This window comes from Collinsella aerofaciens (assembly GCF_039062315.1).
GTDB lineage: Bacteria > Actinomycetota > Coriobacteriia > Coriobacteriales > Coriobacteriaceae > Collinsella > Collinsella aerofaciens_BG.
Genome location: NZ_JBCJBG010000002.1, coordinates 124,035 through 144,286, shown reverse-complemented (window position 1 = coordinate 144,286; position 20,252 = coordinate 124,035). Strand labels below are relative to the sequence as shown.

Here is a 20,252-nt window from a genome sequence, read left to right as displayed (position 1 = left end):
TTACTCGCCCTCCGGGGTCTCGACATCGTCCGCGACTTCTGCCGCATCGACAATCTCAACGCCATCGTCCGCAGCATCGGCTACGTCAATAACCTCAACGTCTGCGTCCTCGAGATCCTCCTCGTACTCCGAGAAGTCCTCAGCGCCCTCAAAGTCAAAGGCGCGCTGGCAAATGCGGACCTCGTCGCCCGCACGGCAGCCGGCCTTCTCGAGCGCGTCGTCAACACCCATGCGCGCAAACTTATGCTGCAGGTAGATGACGGCTTCCTCGTTTTCCCAGTCGGTCTGGATGACCATACGCTCGATGGCGCGACCGACCACGCGGAAGGCATGGGGCTCTTCCTGAACAATGCGGAAACGCTTCTCACGCTGCAGGCGGCGGCGCTCCCACTCATCGTCACGCAGATCGACCGGCTCATCGGAGACGGCCAACTCGGCGCGCAGCTTAGCCACCTGCTCGCCCACGGCAAGCATCAGCGTGTTGAGGCCGGCGCCAGTCACAGCAGACACGGCAAAGAACATATGTCCATCGTCGAGCGCGGCGCGTTTGAGGTCGGCAATCTTGTCAGCCGTGCCCGGCGCATCGCACTTGTTGGCGACAACGATCTGCGGACGCTCAGAAAGCTCGGCGCCATATTGCTCGAGCTCGCGGTTGATGATGCGGTAGTCCTCGACCGGATCGCGATCCTCAAAACCGCCCGTCATATCGACGACATGCATGATGAGTGCCGTACGCTCAATGTGGCGCAGGAACTGGTGACCCAGGCCCTTGCCCTCGCTCGCGCCCTCAATAAGGCCGGGGACGTCGGCAACGACATAGGAGTACTCGCCGGCACGCACCATACCCAGGTTGGGTACGAGCGTGGTAAATGGATAGTCGGCGATCTTGGGTCGGGCGGCACTCATGCGCGCGATAAGCGAGGATTTACCCACCGAGGGGAAGCCCACGAGCGCGGCATCGGCCATGAGCTTCATCTCGAGCTCAATCCAGTGTTCCTCGGCCGGCTCACCCAGCTGGGCGAACGCGGGCGCGCGGCGCACCGACGTCACAAAGTGCGTATTGCCCAGGCCACCGGCACCGCCAGGGGCCACGACAACGCGCTCGCCATCATGCACCAGGTCGGCAATCTCGAACATCGGGGTCTGCGTCTCGGGGTCGAGCTCGCGCACCACGGTACCCATGGGAACCTTAAGGATCAGGTCCTCGCCGCTCTTGCCGTTGCGGCGGGCGCCCTGACCGTGCGTGCCACGCTCGGCACGAAAGTGATGCTTAAAGCGGTAATCGATCAGCGAAGACAGCTGAGCATCGGCCTGGATGACGACATTGCCGCCACGACCGCCGTCGCCGCCATCGGGGCCACCCTTGGGGACAAAGGCTTCGCGCCTAAACGACATGCATCCGGCACCGCCGTCGCCGCCGCACACGTTAATGCGGCTGATATCGGTGAACTGTGACAACAGAATCGCCTCCTACAAAAAAGAGGGAGACCCTTGAATCCTAAAACTCAAGTGCCTCCCACATATGTGCTCTATGAAGGGTGAATTACGCGTTCGCGAGCGGGCGTACGCTGACCCTGTGCTTGATACCCTTGTGGTACTCAACGGTACCGTCGACCAGCGCGAACAGCGTGTCGTCCTTGCCACGGCCAACGTTCTCACCCGGGTGGATGTGCGTGCCGTGCTGACGGACGAGAATCGTGCCCGTGGTTACCGTCTGGCCGGCGAAGCGCTTCGTGCCAAGGCGCTGACCGCGGGAGTCACGGCCATTACGGGAGGAACCGAGTCCTTTTTTGTGTGCCATTGTGTATACCTACTCTTTCGTTACGAGTGTAATCTACTCGGCGACGGGAGCCTCGGCAACAGCCTCGGCCTCTGCCTTGACAGCCTTCTTGGCGCGGGACGTAGCCTGGACCTTCACGATCTTCAGCTTGGTGAGCTGCTGACGGTGACCCTTCAGACGACGATAGCGCTTACGCTTGTGGAACTTGAAGACCAGCTGCTTCTCGCCCTTGAACTGCTCAACGATCTGAGCGGTAACCTTGGCCTTGGCCAGCTTGTCGGGATCGGTGACGATCTTCTTACCATCGTTGAGGAAGATGACCGGCAGGGTGACCTTGTCGCCCTCATTGCCCTCGATCTTCTCGACGGTGATGACATCGTCGGTGGCGACCTTGTACTGCTTGCCGCCCGTGTTAACGATTGCGTACATGTTTACTTGCCCTTCATGCATCAGTTAGTGCAACAGCCGAATATAGTAGCAGGCGATAATACCCCCGTCAACGAGTATGTGGAGCAAATCCACAAGTTCGCACAGGTATGGGGCTGACGAGTCGGCCCTCGTCGTCCTCGCATGCTTGATTCTGACGCTCGACATCGTAGGAGCAGATGGTCACGAGGTCTTGCATACCGGTGGAAACAATAGGTGCATCGACGCCCGGGGTCAAGCCCTGCAACAAAACATCAGCGGCAGAAAGCAAAATTTCCGGACGCATGGAGCCCTCGTTATCGGCATGGGTGTCGAGCATGAGCACCAGATGGTCCTCACGCTCCCCCACCGCGAGCTCATAGCCAACGAGCGTATGGTCCAGATCAAGACGCTTGCTCTTTTTGCCGCGCGCATAGTCAATGCCATGACCCGCGCGCAGCGTGTCGATCGCAGCGCGCACCTCGTCGGCGCTCACGGGGGCCTCGGGGTCCAGGTGCAAGTCGATGCGGTACGACAGACGCGTAAGCTGAGCCGTCAGCGCCGGCGTGCGCACGTCGATGTAGGCAGCCTCGATAGGCGCCAGATCGGCAGGCGATGCAGCGGCTAGGCGCTCAAAGGCCTCGTCGAGAGCGACGAACTCGGTCATAAAAAGGTCATACCACTCGCAGGTCGACGACGTGCCCACGGGCAGCGCCGACGAAAAGCCCACGCGCATATGCGGCGAGAAACCCTGCGTCACGGCATAGGGCAGGCCCGCACGGCGCACGATACGCTCAATGGTATGGATTAGTTCCAGGTGGCCCAGGTACTTAAGGCGATCACGCTTGCCGTAGCGAACGCGCAGCCTAAAGAGCGTGGGATTGTCGGTCAAGCGCTCACTCATGCGCGATCACCCATCAATACGTTCTTGGCGTGGAGCGTGGGACAGATTCCGCAGCCGGTGCACGACGTGCGGGTGCAATCGGGCGTCGTGACGCCCTCGAGCGAACGGCGGTATTCGCGCTCGAGGAAGCCGCGCGAGCATCCGGGGCTCACGTGCTCCCAGGGCAGGCGCCAGTCCAGCTCGTAGGGCAGGTGTACCAGCTCGTTGAGGTCGATGCCGTTTTTGGCAGCGGCCTCCTTCCAGTTGTCGAGCGAGAAGTGCTCCACCCAGGCGTCGAAGCGCGAGCCCGCACGCCAGGCATCGATGATGACCGGCGTCATATCGCGACCGGCACGGGAGAGCGCAGCCTCGATAAGCGAGGTCTCCGCATCGTGGTAGTGTACGCGAACGGCGCGATTGCGCACGCTCGTGATGAGCAACTTCTGGCGGCGCTTGACGTCGTCGTAATCGAGCTGCGGGCACCACTGGAAGGGCGTTGCCGCCTTGGGGATGAACACCGAAACAGAGATAGAAACCGAGATAGACCCGCGGCGCGCCTTGGGCACCACGGAGCGGCCGAGCTCCAGCACGTGATCGGCCAGGTTGGCGATAGCCACGATGTCCTCGTCGCGCTCGCCGGGAAGGCCCATCATGAAGTAGAGCTTCATGCGGTTCCAGCCGGCCTCGAAGGCCGCCTTGGCCGCGCGATCCAAGTCCTCCTCGGTCACATTCTTGTTGATGATGTCGCGCATACGCTGGCTGCCCGCCTCGGGCGCGAACGTCAGGCCGCCCTTCTTTTCGCCGGCAACCGACTCGGCCATGTCAACGCCAAACGAATCCAAGCGCTGCGACGGAATGGACACGCGAATGCCCGTGTCCTCCAGACGACGATTGAGCCTGCCGAGCACGTCGCGGATACAGGAGTGGTCGGTCGTCGAAAGCGAGGTAAGCGACACCTCGTCATAGCCAGTCTTTTCCAAGCCCTGGATCACCGATGACACGATCTGGTCGGCCGAGCGCTCGCGTACCGGACGATACGTCATGCCTGCCTGGCAAAAACGGCAGCCGCGGGCGCAGCCACGGAGGATCTCGATAGACAGGCGATCATGGACGAGCTGCGCATACGGCACGCACGACTGAGAAAGCGGATTGGTGGCACCAAAGTCCTCGACGACGCGCTTGTAGACTACCGGCGGGACGTCCTTGCCCTCGCGCGGCACGGTATAGCCATGCGGCGAGCAGGGCTCGTCATGACGCACCTCATACAGGGACGGCACATAGGTACCGGCGACCGTCGCGAGCTGCTCGACAATCTGAGCGCGCGAAACGCCCTCGTCGCGCAAGCGGCGATGCAGCTGGCAGATCTCGAGCAGCGACTCCTCGCCCTCGCCAATGAGGATGGCATCGAAGAATGCCGCGTACGGCTCGGGGTTATACACCGAGGGACCACCGGCGACGATGATGGGGTCGTCCTCGGTACGGTCGGCAGCCAACAGCGGAATGCCGGCGAGATCGAGCGCTTCGAGGAAGTTCGTCACGGCCATCTCGTGCGGCACGTGCATGCCGACGATGTCGAACGAGGCCACGGGCGCTGCACCCTCGAGCGACAGCAGCGGAATCCCCGCCTCGCGCATGGCATCGCCCATATCGGGCCACGGCACGTAGCCGCGCTCGCAGGAAATGCCCTCGGCCTGATTAAGGATGTTGTAGAGAATGGCGATGCCCTGGTTGGGCAGACCAACCTCATACACGTCCGGATAGATCATGCAGCAGCGATAGTCGGCATCGGCCTTTGAGAGCGTACCCCACTCGTGGTCGATATAGCGGCTAGGCTTTTCGACCTTGGCGAGCAACGGCTCGATCAGATGAAAACAGTCTTGGTATGGAACGCGCAAAAGAAACCCCTAAGCAGCGAGATCGGATGCATCCTCGAAAGGACTCATGGGACGGGCGGCACCGGCGACCGTGGTCACCAGGTCGCGAACGCGCGAGAACGTGGCGTTGACAACCTCATTGGCACGGCTGTAGTCCACATCGCGCTCGTAGAGCGACACGAGCGCGCGGCCCATGCCATAGGTACCAGCGGCGGCGGTAAGCGCCTTAACGGCAAAGCCGATGTGCGGCGTCTGCTTCACCAATGCGCGGGTGACGGCGCGAATCACCAGACCGCCGGCAAGCACGCCCGCAACCTCGTAGCCACGCTCGGGCTTAATGCCGCGCCCAAAGATAGCCGCGAGCTCAAAGAGCATGCCCACCTGAGCCAGCGCCATCACGGGATAGTCGGCACCCGGCAAAAACACCAGGGCGCCCGTCGCCATGTTGGTGAGCGCGCACGAGGTAATGATGCGATTTGCCGCCGCGATGCGCATAAAGGCAAAGTTTGCGGCAAAAGCCGTCTCCTTATCCGTACGATCGAGGATCCAGCGGGCAAGCGTCTCGAGCAGATAGGTCTTATCGGTCGCCGCCACCACGCCGAGCATGGGCGTAGATTCCTCAACGAACGGCACCTCGACGGCGGACTCGGCAAGCACGCACACGGGCGCGCCGGCAATCACGAGCTCCTGCACAGCACTCTCCAGGCGGTCGGATCCACACGAGAGGACCAGCACCACGTCGGTATCGGCCTTGGGAACGATACGGTCCTCCCCCAGGCGATCAACACGCACAATACCCGAAGTCGTCTGCGGCACAAAAGCATCGCGCACCGTCTCAACCAAAAAGCGAGACGCAGTCGAATCAAGGTAAACCGAGACACGCACCGGTGTATCGGAATCCTTCTTAACAGACGCGCCCATCTTAAAAGCGCTGGTCAACTTATCTACGGGAATCTTCATGGCAAACCCCTCCAGCGGTTACGCGGCGCCCGAACGATGCCGCCATATGGATTGTACGATACCCACCGTCAGCAACTGAATCATCATCGACGACGAACCAAAACTAATAAACGGCAGCGGAATACCGGTAATCGGCATCATGCCAATGCACATGCCGATGTTCTCGAAGGTCTGGAACGCCCACATGCCGACGATACCCACGCACGATAGGCGCAAGAACAATGACTCGCACTTAAAGGCAACGCGGATTGTCGAAAAGATCAGCAGCACGTAGAGGCACAGAAGCAAAAAGGAACCGCAGAAGCCGAACGTCTCGGACAGGAAGGCGAAGACGAAGTCGGTGTGGAACTCGGGTAGAAAGCCACCGGCCGACTGCGTCGCGTGGCCCAGGCCCTTACCAAAGAAGCCACCCGAGCCGACGGCAATGAGCGACTGCTGCAGGTTGTAGGCATCATCCGAATCGGCTTTGTCGGGGTCGATGAAGACTGTCAGACGGTTCATCTGATACTGCTTGATAAGCACGTCGTGGCCAAGGAGCGAATCAAAGACCGAGTCGAGCGCCAAGATGAGCGCAATCAAACCAACCAGCAGGGCCAAGGTCGACAGCACCCATTCGCGGCGTGCACCGCTCATGCAGATGACGATGGCGCCCGAGACCAGCACGACCAGGCCCGAGCCCAGGTCGCCCATGGCGACGACGGCCAAAAACGGAATGGACAGCATGCCGCAGAGCTTAATGTAGTCGCGAACGGTATCGATACGCCCGTTGTACTGCGAGCCAAGCGTGGCCATAAAGAAGATGGTGATGAGCTTGGCGAGCTCAACGGGCTGGAAGGTCAAACCGATACCGGGAATCTTGATCCAACCCGTCATTCCCAAGCCGCCCGTGTAGGACAGGCCCGGAATCTTAGGCGAGAAGATCACGATGAGATCGACGACGAGCAGCGCCGTCGAGAAATTGGAAATGCCACGCAGGTCGGTGCGCCAGACGAGCACCGCCAGCACCGCGCCAATGCCAATGCCCAGCAGGTGGCGCGAGAACGAGGCATCGGCCTTAAACTGCGACGCCGACCAAATGATGATGACGCCATAGGCAACGAGCGCGACGGTAGCCAGCAGCACACCGATGTGTACCTTCTGGCGGAACGTGCCGCGCGAGGCCGAGAGCTGCTTGTTAACGCGGTCCAGGCTGCTGCGGGAGCCGGTTTTGGTTGAGCGGAACAGGTCCGCCGGCGAAAAGTCCATCGCAACCTCCTATCGAACCGAGGAATCGCCCGTGGCCGTCGACGTGTCGGGCTCGTCATAAATCGCACCGAGGACATCGCGCACGACGTGCAACGCGGTATCGGAGCCGCCACCGCCCTGTTCCAAGATGGTGGCAATCACGTACTTGGGATCATCGGCCGGCGCGTAGGCGCAAAACCACGCGTAATCGTCCTCGCCGCTCTTCTCGCCCGTACCGGACTTGCCGTAGACCGTAGGGGTCAGGGAGTTAAAGTGCGCGGCGGTCGAAGTCGACGCGGAGTAAATCACATCGTGCATGCCGTTGCGAACAAGAGCCAAATCCGAATCGCTGTTGATCTTGGCCTCCAGGCGCTTCTTCTTGCCCTTGCCGTTGTACTTGTAGGCGTCACCGTCGCCATCGCGCGATACCGCCGACAAAAACACATGCGGCACATACTGTTTGCCGCCGTTGGCAATGCCCATATAGGCGCAGGCCATCTGCAGCGGTGTCACCAGAATGTCGCCCTGGCCGATGGCGATGTTCGTCATATCGCCGGCATTCCACTTGCGGTCCTCGGCAGATGCGTCGGTAAAGTACGACTCTTTCCACTCGGCGTCGGGAATACGGCCCGTGCCCTCACTCGGCAGATCGATACCGCAGGTCTTGCCCAGGCCCCAGCGACGAAAGATCTCTTGCAGGCCCTCGGGATGCTGGTCGTTGTAGAAAAACGCCTTGCCCATATCGTAGAACACGGGGTCGCAGGAGTTAGCGATACCGGACTGCAGCGTCATCGTGCCGTGGCCGGAGTGCAGCCAGCAGTATTTTCCCCAAGATTTGCCCAAGCCGGTCCAATAGCCGGTGCAGTTGGTTGTCTGACTCGACGTGTACGTTCCAAACTCAAGACCAGCCAGCGCCGAGAGCGGCTTAATGGTCGAAGCCGACATGTACTGGCCGCTAATGGCGCGGTTGAGCAGCGGATGCGAACCCTCGTCATCGTTGAGCTCGGTCCAAACATCGTTGGAGACGCCGCCGATAAACACCGAAGGATCGAACTTGGGCTCGCTGGCCATGCCCAGAATCTCGCCGTTATTGGGGTCGAGGCACACCACGGCACCGTTGCCGGCGTCGCTGTGGCCTGTGGTCTTAGCGAGCTCAATGGCACTTGCAAGCGCCGTCTCGCAGGCTTGCTGAATCTTGAGGTCAAGCGTGAGCTTGATGTCGGAGCCGGCCTTGGCGGGCACGGCGCCGGCCTGACCGGTCACGTTGCCCGAGGCATCGACCTTCACCGTCTGCTCGCCGCGAATACCCTGCAGCAAGTTCTCGTAGTAGCTCTCGACGCCCGCCTGGCCCACGATATCGCCCGACTGGTACGTAATCTGACCGGCTGCGCTATCGTTATCGCCCGAAGCCTTCTTGTTCTGCGCCTCGAGCTGCTCGGAGGTAATGGTGCCGGTATAGCCCAAAATGTGACAGGCCGTCTCGCCGTACGGGTACTGGCGCTCGGTGCGCTCGGCAATCTTCACACCCGGGAAATCGCCGGCATGCTCCTTGATATAGGCAACCGTGGAGCGGCGTACGTCCGTCGCGATGGTATGCAGGCTCTGGGCGCCCTCGGAATTGTCCTGAATGTTGCGCAGAACCGCGACGTAGGGCATTCCGAGCACATTCGCGAGGTGATGCACCAGCACGGTGTCATCGGCCAAGTCGCGATAGGCAACGACGGCAAGTGAAGGACGGTTTTGCACAAGTGCCACGCCATTGCGATCAAGGATTCGCCCGCGCACAGCCGGCGTGGTAACAGTACGGGTCTGATTGCTCTTGGCCTGCTTGTCGTAGTAGTCCGACGAGACCATCTGCATACCCCACAGCTTAACGGCGAGCGCGGCAAACATCGCGCCCACGCCGGCGGTGAGGATGGAGAAGCGACCCTTGAAGGCGGTTGCGGCGGTATTGCCCTCGCCCTCGGTGGCGCGCGGGGCCGTTCCATGCTGCGTGTCGTAGGTAAAACGGGAATCGCCGCGGCGCATGATGACCAGCGCGACCACAATGGCCACGACCAGCACGATACCGGCGATGATAACCGTCATCTGGGAAGACATCTACGGGCCTCCCCTATTTGAGTTTACGAGTCTTGGGCTTGAAGCGCATGCCCGCCTGATGACCACCGCGTGCGGAGAATCCGTAACCGGACTGCGGCACGACACCGGACATCAAAAACGGAATGGCAACCAGACCCGTCAGGATCGAAGACGGCAGGGCGTGTCCAAAAACAGCCACCACAAAGCTCGTCTCCAGACCCATAAACAGCAAGATGATGCTGTAGACCACGTTGATGGCAAGCGCGAAGGCGCCCACGGTAATACCGCGCGCGCTCGGGGAGCCGCTCGTCTGACCGGCAGCGCTGTGCACCAGGGCAAAACTGCCCACCGTCAACAGCAGCGACATAACGCCCACCGGAACGGCGGCGGAAAGATCATAGAACAGGCCGCTGCAAAAACCGCAGACGACAGCCCGCGTGGGATCGCCCGAGAACACGCTCAGGCATACCAGGATAATCATAAAGTTGACGCGACCGCCCGCAATGGAGATCTGCGGCGCCAGGCCCGCCTGCAGCAGCACGCACGCAATGGCGGCGATTGCAAACGTGCGGGAGCTCGCCCCCTGCTCGTGTAGATCCATGGACATGCCCCCTATTCGCTCGAGCCGGAATCGGTCGTCTCGGACGTGTCGGAACTGTCATCCGAGCTCTCGTCCTTCGTCTTGGTCGCAGCATCGCGCGACGTTCCCTGCGGCGTGCTGTTGGCCGTGCTCACGTCCTCGTCCGAGGCCGACTGCTCGTCGGTCAGCGAGGTAATGACCAGCACTTCCTCGTTGTTCTCGGCCGTGGTCTGAGCGCGCACCACAATGGTGTAGTACACGTCGTTGGCCGACTTCTCCACCGAGGAAACGGTGCCGAGCGGCAGGCCCTTGGGGAATACGCCGCCAATGCCAGAGGTCACGATGATGTCGCCCACTTTGACGTCGGAGTCGACGCTCACGTACTCAAGGCGCAGGGTGCCATCGGGCTGGCCCTGCAGCATACCCTGGGCGCGCGTGTCCTGCACCATAGCCGACACGCCCGAGTTCTCGTCACCAATCAGGCGCACGGTAGAGGTCTTGGCCGATACCTCGATAATCTGGCCGATAACACCGGCAGAACTCGTCACGGGCATGTTGATGGTAAGGCCGTCGGCAGAGCCCTTGTCGATGGTAACGGTCGAGGTCCAGGCATCGCCCGACGCACCGACGATACGAGCAGCGGTCGACTTAAGGTTGTAGGTCGATTGCAGCCCGACCAGGCCTTCCAGGCGCTCGGCAGTCTTTTGAGCCTCGGAAAGCTCGGCGACCTTAGAGGTCAGCACCTCGTTTTGCTTCTTGAGGTCGTCGAGCGACTCCTGCGAAGCCGTGAGGTTGGAGAACACGTTGCCGATCGCGTTGAAGGGAGCCGCCACGGCCGAGCCCAAAAAGCGCACCGGCGAGGTAATCGTCGTCACACCCGAGCGCACGGCATGAATCGGCCCGGCCTCGCCCTCACGGATATAAAACGTGAGCAACAACACCGAAATCAGGCTGAAAACAATCAACGGGCGCATACCCGTTGATTGTCGCTTGGTATTCAGATTTGGAGAGAAACCCGAAGATCGTGCCAAATGGAATCCACCTTTTGGAAATTAAGCATTGGTTTGGACGAAGCCACCGTCAAAGGCGTTGGCCTCGAGCACGCGGGCGCAGCCGTTTACGACGTTATCGAGCGCCGTGGGGCTGACGTTGACCGAAACGCCGGTCTCGTCGCGCAGGCGCACGTCGAGGCCGCGCAGCAGCGCACCGCCGCCGGTCAGCAGAATGCCGTAGTACATAAGGTCCGAGGCAAGATCGGGCGGCGTGGCGTCCAGAGCGTCCTTAACGGCCTTGGCCATCTCGTCGAGCGGCTTGTTGAGCGCGCGACGAATCTCCTCGCTCTCGATACGCACGGTTTTGGGCAGGCCCGTGATCACGTCGCGTCCGTTGACCTCGACGTCGAGCTCATCCTTGAGCGGCACGGCGGAGCCGACCTTAATCTTGATGTCCTCGGCCGTGCGCTCGCCGATAGCCAGGTTGTAGGCATCGCGAACATGGGTGAGGATAGCCTGGTCGAACTCGTCGCCGGCAATGCGGATGGACTGCGACACGACAATACCGCCCATAGCGATAACGGCGACCTCGGTGGTGCCGCCGCCGATATCGATGACCATGGAGCCCGTGGGCTCCTCGACGGGCAGGTCGGCGCCAATGGCAGCCGCCATGGGCTCCTCGATCAGATAGGCCTGGCGAGCGCCCGCCTGGATCGTGGCCTCAAAGACGGCGCGCTTCTCGACCGACGTGACGCCGGAGGGAACGCAGACGACGACGCGCGGACGCGGAGTCCACGGATAGCGCTTCTCGGAAGCCTTGTCGATAAAGTAGCGAAGCATGGCCTCGGTGACATCGAAGTCGGCGATAACGCCGTCCTTAAGGGGACGAACGGCCACGATGTTGCCGGGCGTACGGCCGAGCATTCGCTTGGCCTCGATGCCGACTGCCAGGATGCGCTCGTCGTTCTTATCGATAGCGACAACGGAGGGCTCGCGGATGACGATGCCCTTGCCGCGCACGGAGACGAGCGTATTGGCGGTGCCGAGGTCGATGGCGAGATCGCCCGCATAGCTACCGAAGAACATATCCATCAAAGAAAACAACGCAACTCCTGATGTGTTGGATGATTGCTGGAAAACTACTAGCCCATCATACTAGCGCAAGCCCGGCACCTCACTTGCGGTGAAGCGCCGGGCAGAGCCAAATCTCATAAGGTCACTACTGGTTGTCAGCGGCCGAAAAATCGATGTCGAAGGAGGAAACGGCCCAACCGATATGGTTGTCGGAGCGCACGAATTTAACGGTGTACTCCTGCTCGCCGCCCTTGGACAGCGAAGCCTTCACCTTGGCGGTGGTCTCGGTCATGGACTGATCCATACCCTCGATGGAGACGGTGGCGCCCTGCGGGATTGAGGAGATGATCATCGCCTTGGCGTCCTCGGACAGGCTCGAGGCCAGGCAGGACTCGGCCTTGGCGGTATCGCCGTCGCCGGCAGCCTGGAACAGGTCGGTGATGACGGACTCCTGCGAGGGGTAGCCCATGCCGCGCGTATAAGCATAGCCAAGACCGCCGGCAGCGATCACGATGAGCAGAAGCAGTACCAGGAAGATCTTGAGACCCGTGTGGCGGTGGCGACGACGAACCTTGGCCTGCTTGCGGTCCTGCTGGACCATCTCGGACTCGGACAGCGTAAAGAAGCCGGTGTCAGAGGGGTCGGGCATAAACTGACCGGTCGCGCCCGTGGGATCGAGCGGGTCGACAGCGGGAGCGTCCATCGCGGGAGCCGGAGCCGTGGACATGGCCGTCTGGGCCGAAAGCGCGGCGAGCGAGTCGTGCACGCGGGCAAGCTCGTCGGCCTGCTCGGGCGTGAGCTGGTAGATGCCATCGGCGGTAGCGGTGTTAAAGGCATCGAGCGCATCGGAGGGACGGCCGACGGCGGAAAGCGCTTGGCCCATGCCGGCGTTGAGGGCACGCGTATCGTCGCGCGGGCCGGCAAAGTCGATAGCCGTGCGGTAGGTCTCAACGGCGTCCGCGGGGCGGCCGAGCTTGATGAAGCAGCGGCCCAGATCGCCGAGGGCGGCGGCAGGAGCCGGGTTGGCGCCGTCGATGGCAGCCTGACGAAAGGCGGTACCGGCGTTGGCATAGTCGCCCGACTGGAACAGCGCGTTGCCCAGACCCAGGTAGGCCTTAAACGGCGTGGCGTAGGAAGCGTCCTGGGTAGCTGCAGAGAACGCCTGGGCAGCTGTGGTGTAGTCGCCCACCGCGGCGAGTGCCTTGCCGCGGTTGGTGAGCAGGGCGCCGCGCTTGCCATAGGCGCCGTCGTTGAGGGCGGCGGCGTAGGCCTCGGCGGCCTCGGCGTACATGCCCAGATGCATCAGGGCGTTGCCGCGCAGGTGGTCGGCCTCACCCATGATCTCGTTGGGAGTCTTTGCCGCGCCAAGCATCTGGGCGGCAGCGGAAAAATCACCCGCGCGATAAGCGGCGCGGCCCTGTTGGATCAGCTGGCTATTCAAGGAAGTCCCCTTTACTCGTGAACGATCTCGACATGAACGATCTCGTCGCCGGCGCGCAGCTGCGAGATGACGTCGAGGCCCTCGACCGTGGTGCCAAAGACGGTGTAGCCGGAGTCAAGGTTGTGCTGGGCACCCAGGCAGAAGTAGAACTGCGAGCCCGCGGAATCGGGATCCATGGAGCGGGCCATGGCAAGCGCGCCGTCAACATGGCTGTTGCGCGGATTGGTGGCAAACTCGCCCTTGATGCAGTAGCCGGGGCCGCCGGTACCGGGCATGCCGTCGGGGCCCTCAAGACCGGCGGCGACGTCGGCGCCGGACATATCGCGGGTATTGGGGTCGCCGCCCTGGATCACAAAGCCGGGCACATAGCGATGGAACTTAAGGCCGTCATAAAAGCCCATCGTGGAAAGCTCGCAGAAGTTCGCCACATGGATGGGGGCGCCCTCACCGTCAAACTTGACCTTGATGGTGCCCTTCGACGTCTCGATCACCGCGCACTCGTCACCGACGAGCTGGTACTCGGGCGTATAGAGCTCTTTCTTAAAACCAAACATGTGGTTCCTTCCTCGTGCGTTTAAAGCATATTTGTACGAATTGTAGCAATAAGCACGGGCTTCCATCAATTGCGCACGCAGGTTATGCCGCCGGAGGGCAACAAATTACGAACGCTGCTGCGGCCTCCAGGCGCTCACGTTGGCGTCGTACTGGTTAAGCGCGCTGTTGCCGCCTTGTGCGATGGGCGCCAGGATCTCGCTCTGACGGGCGCTCAGCGACTGACCGTCGGGAATGGACAGCGAGATATCCCAACTCTGGCAGATCACGTCGACACGCTCGTACATCCACTGGGCAAGCTGCTTTAGATGATCGATGTCCTCCGCATAGACCGTGTCGTCCTGAACCTTGAGGTTGTTGAGCTCATCCTGGGTCTTTTTAATCTGATCGCGCAGGGCATAGGCGCCCTGCGACAGCTCCTGGCGGGTGGAGAGCGGCGTACGCAGATAGCCGTTATTAAACGAATCGATGACCTCGCCGATCTGGTCATCGTCGCTGTACGACACGATGGTCTGGTACAGGCCGTCGAGCCTGGTGTAGAGCTGCTCGTCGGTTAAGACGGTCTCCTCCTGAACGACCTCGGACGCATCCTCTTGCTTGGACTCTTTCTCGGTGGCCTCGCCCTTTTGGCGCGACGGGAAGGTGGTCTTGGCGGCCTGGCCAAACTGGTCGTAGAAGCCGGGCATGACGCCCATGGGATCGGCAGTCACAAACCAATAGGCACCACCGCACACGGCGGCGAGCACCGCGATGACGATGAGCGGTTTGGGGATATGGCGCTTGTGCTTGTGATAGGCATCCTCGTCGGGGTGGACCTTGCGCTTGGGCTTTTGCTTTTTGGGCTGGGCATCATCGCGCAGGGACACCGGCGTGGGAATATCGACCTTGGGGATGCCAAAGTCCTTATCGAAGGCAGGCAGCACGCAGGTCTCGTTGGGGTCGGCTGCGTCGGAGAGCACCGCCGCGGCAGATGCCGGCGCGTGGGGCACCTCGGTATCGATCTGCTCCTGCGTCAGACGCGGAAAGCCAGCCGTGCGGCCTGCGGCCAGATCGGATGCGGCCGCGTCCTCGGAAAGGATGCCCGGCGCGGGGCGTCCACACTTGGGACAGGTACGGTCATGCGGGGACAGACGGGCGCCGCAGCCGTCGCAGAACACGAACTCGGTATGCTCGGGGCCATCGCCCGGACCAACGTATGCGTTGCAATAGGGGCAGAACGAGGCGCCGTCCTCGATGGTCTTTAGGCAATGCGGGCAGATCACGGCATCCTCTTTCCGAAGCAATTCAAACAATTGAGGTTAGAGCATAACATCGACACGGCCCCACAGGCGCAAGGCACCAATTCAACATCGCAGGACATCCCTGAAGGGCGCGAACTACTTTTTCTTCTTGCTCGGCATCGAGACTTTGATGCCCTGGGCCGATTTGGTCACGCGGGAGCGCTTGGCAACGGCGCTCTTCTTTTTCTTGGGCTGGGTCTGGGCCACGCCCTCGAGTGCGCGGGCCTCGGCCTCGCGGACAGTCCGCGCCTCACGGCGCTGCGCCATATCGGCGGCAACGCGCTTGGCAAAACGCTCGGCGGTCGACCCCGTTGAGCTCACCTTGCCGCCGCCGCGCCCCAGACGCACGCGCACGCCACGGCCAAAGCCGGTAGCCGCATGACGGCGACGGGGCTTAAGCGAGTCCATCATCGTGGCAAGCTTAAAGAACACCGCGCAGGTAATGACGACGATAACCGCCAAGATGACCATCTGACCCATCGACAGGTTGGCGATGGACAGCAGCCCCGGGAACCCGATAACGCCCGTCAAAATACCGGCGACGACAAACACGAAAAGCACCACGCGCAAGGGCGTGAGCGGCTGCGAGATGCGCCAGATCAGGCTGACACTCGCCGCGCACGACGTGAGCAGGCACATGGTCGAAAGCGTAAGCTGGCTAAAGCCAAATACGCGTGCCACAAAGATATCGAGCGCCGCAGCCAAAATGACCGCAATCGACGCCGGCAGCGCACGCTTAAGCACGTTGGTCAAGAACGACCCCTTCACGCGGGCGTTGTTGGGCTCCAGGCCCAGCACAAAGCCCGGCGCGCCAATGCAGAAGAAGTTGATGAGCGTCATCTGAATGGGCTCGAAGGGATACGGCGGAAACGCGATGCACAGCGCCGCCAAGCCCATCGAGAACAGCGTCTTGGTCAGAAACAGCGCCGCAGAGCGCTGCAAGTTGTTGATGGAGCGACGGCCCTCGGCCACAACAGCGGGCATCGAGGCAAAATCGTTGTCGGCCAGCACAATTTCGGCCACGTTGCGCGCGGCGTCGGAACCGGCGGCCATGGCCACGGAACAGTCTGCCTCCTTGAGCGCCAACACGTCGTTGACGCCGTCGCCCGTCATGGCAACGGTATGGTCGCGACGCTTGAGCGCCTGCACGAGTTCGCGCTTTTGCTGCGGCGTCACGCGACCAAAGACGTGATAGCGGTCCACCGCCGCATCAATCTTGGACGGCGTATCGAGCGTCGTGGCGTCGACGTAGGCATCGGCCCCCGGAACGCCCACCACGCGCGCAATCGATGACACCGTGCGCGGGTCGTCGCCGCTGATCACGTTGAGGGTCACACCCTGCTCGTTAAAGTAGCCGATGGTCTCGGCAGCCGAGGTACGGATCTCGTCGCGAATGGTCACAAAGCCCACGGGCTCGGCCTCGCCCGCCATATCGCCGTCGGGCGTAAAGCCGTCCACACGGGCCACAACAAGCACGCGGCAGGTGTCGGCAAGCTCGGCCACACGATTCTCGACCTGCGCAAAGACGCGCTCCGAAAGCACAAATTGCGCTGCGCCCATCACATAGGAGCCCTGCGCAAACGAGGCGCCGCTCCACTTTTTGGACGAAGAGAACGGAATGACCGCCAGCGGCTCGGAAACCTCGACCGGGCGGTCAGCGTAATAGTTGAGCAGCGCCTGACAGGTCTCGTTGGCGTCTGCCGATGTGGCACGCGCCACGTTGGCGAGCGCAAAATCGAGGACCGTGGTCTCGACGGGGACAGCTGCCTCGTCCGAGTCCGCGCCAAAGCCAACGCCCTCAACAGGCAGCGGGTAGGTACCCTCGACCTCCATACGGCCCGAGGTAATGGTGCCCGTCTTGTCCAGGCACAGCACGTCGACGCGCGCGAGCGTCTCGATACAGTAGAGCTGCTGCGCGAGTACCTTGCGGCGCGCCAGACGCACCGTGGCGATGGCAAGCACCGACGAAGTCAGCAGCACCAGGCCCTGCGGAATCATGCCCAAAAGAGCGCCCACCGTAGACAGCAGCGCCGACGAAGGCACGCGACCGGCAAGCAGCTCGGAAAAACACCACGAAAGCGCGCTATCGCCCGGCGTACCGGCGGCATCCCACAGCTCGCTCACGCTCGAGGCAAAGAGCGCCAGGCCGAGCGGAATCATAATGAGGCTCGCAAAGCGCACGATGGCGTTGAGCGCATTCATGATCTCGGAATTGACCTTTTTGACGTACTTGGCCTCGTTGTTGATCTTGGCCACGTAGTTGTCGGCGCCAACATGGATCACGCGGGCGCGCAGCAGGCCCGAGTCGATAAAGCTGCCGCTCATGAGCTCGGAGCCGGGCTGCTTTTTGATGAGATCGCTCTCGCCCGTCAGCAGGCTCTCGTTCACGAGTGCCTCACCCGAAACCACCACGGCGTCGGCCGGAATCTGGTCACCGCGCCCCAAGCGGATGATGTCGTCGAGCACGATCTGGTCCAGATCGAGCTCCACCTCGGCACCGTCGCGCACCGCGATGGCCTTCTTAGAGGTCAGCAGCGTAAGCTTATCGACCATCTTCTTGGAACGCATGGACTGAATGACGCCGATGGCGGTATTCAAAAACACCACGAACAGGAACGTGAGGTTCTTGAACGATCCGGTCAGCAACACCAAAATCGCCAAGACAGCGTTGATCAAGTTAAACAGCGTGCAGAGGTTCTCGATGATGAGCTCTTTGACCGATTTGGTCTTAAGCTCCATGTTGCGGTTGATCTTACCGGCGGCGATGCGCTCCTCGACCTCGGCGGTCGAAAGCCCGCGCTCGATATCCGTTGCTGCCATACCACGTCCCATCACGTCGCGTCGGTATAAGAAAACCGCCCGGACCATGCGAGGTTCGGACGGTCTTACGTTCGATGGTGCCCCATGTTGGATTCGAACCAACGGCCTTCTGCTCCGGAGGCAGACGCTCTAATCCCCTGAGCTAATAGGGCGAACGGTTGGCATTATACCCAAGTGTGCCACGGGCTAACAAAAGAATAGAAAAAGCTTTGCAATTACGTGGGAGACACGGCGCAGAGGCTCACTTTAGAACGCAAAAGTGAAACAATTAGTATAAACTCTCATGCACATATATAACGGCTCGCGATGCGGGCCGTTTTTGCAAGAGCTATCCATCGAGGTGAGAGGCACACCATGATTGCGATTTTAAAGCAGAGCGCCAGCGACGAGGCCGTCGGCCATATCGTCAGCTGGATTGAGAAGAAGGGTCTCAAGACCGACGTCTCGCGCGGCGAGAACGAGACCATCATCGGCCTGGTGGGCGATACGACCAAGATCGACCCGTTCCTGCTCGAGTCCATGGATGTCGTCGAGCGCGTGCAGCGCGTCTCCGAGCCCTTTAAGCGTGCCAACCGCAAGTTCCACCCCGAGGACTCCGTCATCGACTGCGGGCACGGCGTCAAAATCGGCGGCGACCAGTTCCAGGTCATCGCCGGCCCCTGCTCCGTCGAGGGCGAGAACCTCATTCGCATCGCACGCCGCGTAAAGGCCGCCGGCGCCACGATGCTGCGCGGCGGCGCCTACAAGCCCCGCACCTCCCCGTACGCCTACCAGGGCATGGGCCCCGCCGGCCTGGACCTGCTGTGCGAGGCATCCGCCGAGCTCGACATGCCGATCGTCACCGAGATCATGGACCCGCGCGACGTGCAGATCTTCCTCGACAAGAAGATCGACGTCATGCAGATTGGCGCTCGCAACGCCCAGAACTTCCCCCTGCTCAAGGAGGTCGGCAAGACGCAGACCCCGATCCTGCTCAAGCGCGGCATGTCCGGCACCGTCGACGAGCTGCTTATGGCAGCCGAGTACATCATGAGCGAGGGCAACGACAACGTCATCCTGTGCGAGCGCGGCATCCGCACCTTCGAGACCCGCACTCGCAACACCTTCGACCTCAACGCCGTGCCGGTGCTGCACCACCTGTCGCACCTGCCCGTCGTCGCCGACCCCAGCCACGCCACCGGTTACACCCGCTATGTCGAGCCCATGGCGCTCGCCGCGACTGCCTGCGGCGCCAACGGTCTGGAGATCGAGGTCCACGACGACCCGAGCCACGCTTGGTCCGACGGCGCTCAGGCCCTCACGCCCGACCAGTTCGACGACACCATGCGCCGCATCCGCGCCATCCGCGAGGTCATCTGCCAAGAGACCGTTCAGGAGTAACCCATGGGTACGGTGAGAAACGCACGCGTCAACCAGGGTGGACCCAAGTGCGCCGGCATCGTGGGCCTGGGCCTCATCGGCGGCAGCTTTGCCCGCGGCTATGCGCAGGCGGGCGTTCGCGTGCTTGCCTGGGACCCCGACGATGACGTGATGACGGCCGCCAGCATGGGCACCGTCGCCGGCGAGCTCAACGACGAGACGCTCGGTGAGTGCGACATCATCGTCCTTGCCTGCTATCCCGAGGCATGCATCGAGTGGCTCGAGGCCCACGCCCAGGCGCTCGCCGACGCCACCGACACCGAAGCCATCATGGGCCCCGTGGTAATCGACACCGTGGGCGTCAAGGGCATTGTGTGCGAGCGTGCCTTTGAGCTCGCACGAGAGCACGGCTTTTACTTTGTGGGCGCACACCCCATGGCGGGCACGCAGTTCTCGGGCTACGCGCACTCCCGCGCCGACCTGTTCCAGGGCGCACCACTCGTGCTCGTTCCGCCCGCGGTAGACGATGCCCTCAAACTGGAGCTCTTGGGCCAGGTGCGCGAGATGGTGCGCCCCTTGGGGTTTGGCAAGTTCAGCGTGACCACCGCTGCCGAGCACGACCGCGTGATCGCCTTTACGAGCCAGCTCGCGCACGTGGTGTCCAACGCCTACGTAAAGAGCCCCACCGCCCAGGTCCACCACGGCTTTTCGGCCGGCAGCTACCGCGACCTCACGCGCGTGGCACACCTCAACCCGCAGATGTGGTCCGAGCTCATGATTGACGACGCCGACGCTCTCGCCTTCGAGATCGACCATCTGATCGATTCGCTCGGCGCCTACAGCCATGCGCTCAAGAACCGCGATCAGCGTTATCTTGAGAATCTCCTAGCCGAGGGTGATCGCATCAAGCGCGCACTCGACGACGAGAGCGCCCACTAGACCACCCATC

The 20,252-nt window shown here is 61.9% G+C and carries 17 protein-coding genes and 1 tRNA gene; 2 read left to right on the top strand and 16 right to left on the bottom strand.

Going from position 1 to position 20,252, the window contains the following annotated elements; genetic code table 11:
* From obgE to ABCP74_RS01710, 16 genes are all read right to left on the bottom strand, one after another.
* Complete coding sequence (obgE, locus tag ABCP74_RS01785) at nt 1-1,458, bottom strand: GTPase ObgE (protein WP_343000542.1); 1,458 nt, start codon at nt 1,456-1,458, stop codon at nt 1-3.
* 85 nt (nt 1,459-1,543) lie between these two features.
* A complete protein-coding gene (rpmA, locus tag ABCP74_RS01780) occupies nt 1,544-1,801 on the bottom strand; it encodes a 50S ribosomal protein L27 (protein ID WP_343000543.1) in 258 nt (85 codons plus the stop codon).
* Nucleotides 1,802-1,834: 33 nt separating this feature from the next.
* On the bottom strand, nt 1,835-2,209 hold the full coding sequence (rplU, locus tag ABCP74_RS01775; protein ID WP_035138585.1) for a 50S ribosomal protein L21: 375 nt from the start codon (nt 2,207-2,209) through the stop codon (nt 1,835-1,837).
* Nucleotides 2,210-2,276: 67 nt separating this feature from the next.
* A complete protein-coding gene (locus ABCP74_RS01770) occupies nt 2,277-3,089 on the bottom strand; it encodes a TIGR03936 family radical SAM-associated protein (protein WP_343000544.1) in 813 nt (270 codons plus the stop codon).
* Nucleotides 3,086-4,963, bottom strand: coding sequence for a TIGR03960 family B12-binding radical SAM protein (locus ABCP74_RS01765; protein ID WP_343000545.1), 1,878 nt, complete (start codon nt 4,961-4,963; stop codon nt 3,086-3,088). Before ABCP74_RS01765 ends, ABCP74_RS01770 begins: the two co-directional genes overlap by 4 nt.
* Nucleotides 4,964-4,972: 9 nt before the next feature.
* Nucleotides 4,973-5,902: a YcjF family protein gene (locus ABCP74_RS01760; RefSeq protein WP_343000546.1), complete on the bottom strand. Its 930-nt coding sequence runs from the start codon at nt 5,900-5,902 to the stop codon at nt 4,973-4,975.
* Nucleotides 5,903-5,920: 18 nt separating this feature from the next.
* Nucleotides 5,921-7,147 (bottom strand): FtsW/RodA/SpoVE family cell cycle protein, encoded by a 1,227-nt coding sequence (locus tag ABCP74_RS01755; protein ID WP_343000547.1) that lies wholly within the window; start codon nt 7,145-7,147, stop codon nt 5,921-5,923.
* 9 nt (nt 7,148-7,156) lie between these two features.
* The gene (mrdA, locus tag ABCP74_RS01750) at nt 7,157-9,226 is read right to left on the bottom strand and encodes a penicillin-binding protein 2 (RefSeq protein ID WP_343000548.1); all 2,070 of its coding nucleotides are present in this window, start codon (nt 9,224-9,226) and stop codon (nt 7,157-7,159) included.
* A gap of 13 nt (nt 9,227-9,239) precedes the next feature.
* A complete protein-coding gene (locus tag ABCP74_RS01745) occupies nt 9,240-9,806 on the bottom strand; it encodes a rod shape-determining protein MreD (protein ID WP_343000549.1) in 567 nt (188 codons plus the stop codon).
* Between the two features lie 11 nt (nt 9,807-9,817).
* The gene (gene mreC, locus ABCP74_RS01740; protein WP_343000550.1) at nt 9,818-10,759 is read right to left on the bottom strand and encodes a rod shape-determining protein MreC; all 942 of its coding nucleotides are present in this window, start codon (nt 10,757-10,759) and stop codon (nt 9,818-9,820) included.
* Nucleotides 10,760-10,837: 78 nt separating this feature from the next.
* Nucleotides 10,838-11,869, bottom strand: coding sequence for a rod shape-determining protein (gene mreB / locus ABCP74_RS01735; RefSeq protein WP_006236061.1), 1,032 nt, complete (start codon nt 11,867-11,869; stop codon nt 10,838-10,840).
* A 127-nt stretch (nt 11,870-11,996) separates the two neighbouring features.
* Nucleotides 11,997-13,292, bottom strand: a complete 1,296-nt coding sequence (locus ABCP74_RS01730) for a tetratricopeptide repeat protein (protein WP_343000551.1) — start codon at nt 13,290-13,292, stop codon at nt 11,997-11,999.
* Nucleotides 13,293-13,303: 11 nt separating this feature from the next.
* Nucleotides 13,304-13,846: a peptidylprolyl isomerase gene (locus tag ABCP74_RS01725; RefSeq protein ID WP_055249980.1), complete on the bottom strand. Its 543-nt coding sequence runs from the start codon at nt 13,844-13,846 to the stop codon at nt 13,304-13,306.
* 105 nt (nt 13,847-13,951) lie between these two features.
* Nucleotides 13,952-15,106, bottom strand: a complete 1,155-nt coding sequence (locus ABCP74_RS01720; RefSeq protein ID WP_343000552.1) for a zinc ribbon domain-containing protein — start codon at nt 15,104-15,106, stop codon at nt 13,952-13,954.
* Between the two features lie 114 nt (nt 15,107-15,220).
* Complete coding sequence (locus ABCP74_RS01715) at nt 15,221-17,944, bottom strand: HAD-IC family P-type ATPase (RefSeq protein WP_343000553.1); 2,724 nt, start codon at nt 17,942-17,944, stop codon at nt 15,221-15,223.
* A 75-nt stretch (nt 17,945-18,019) separates the two neighbouring features.
* A tRNA-Arg gene (locus ABCP74_RS01710) sits at nt 18,020-18,096 on the bottom strand.
* A 202-nt stretch (nt 18,097-18,298) separates the two neighbouring features.
* Here ABCP74_RS01710 and aroF point away from each other — a divergent pair.
* Together aroF and ABCP74_RS01700 are read left to right on the top strand one after the other, a co-directional pair.
* The gene (aroF, locus tag ABCP74_RS01705; protein WP_343000554.1) at nt 18,299-19,324 is read left to right on the top strand and encodes a 3-deoxy-7-phosphoheptulonate synthase; all 1,026 of its coding nucleotides are present in this window, start codon (nt 18,299-18,301) and stop codon (nt 19,322-19,324) included.
* 3 nt (nt 19,325-19,327) lie between these two features.
* Nucleotides 19,328-20,242, top strand: a complete 915-nt coding sequence (locus ABCP74_RS01700) for a prephenate dehydrogenase (protein ID WP_343000555.1) — start codon at nt 19,328-19,330, stop codon at nt 20,240-20,242.
* The last annotated feature ends 10 nt before the right edge of the window (nt 20,243-20,252 follow it).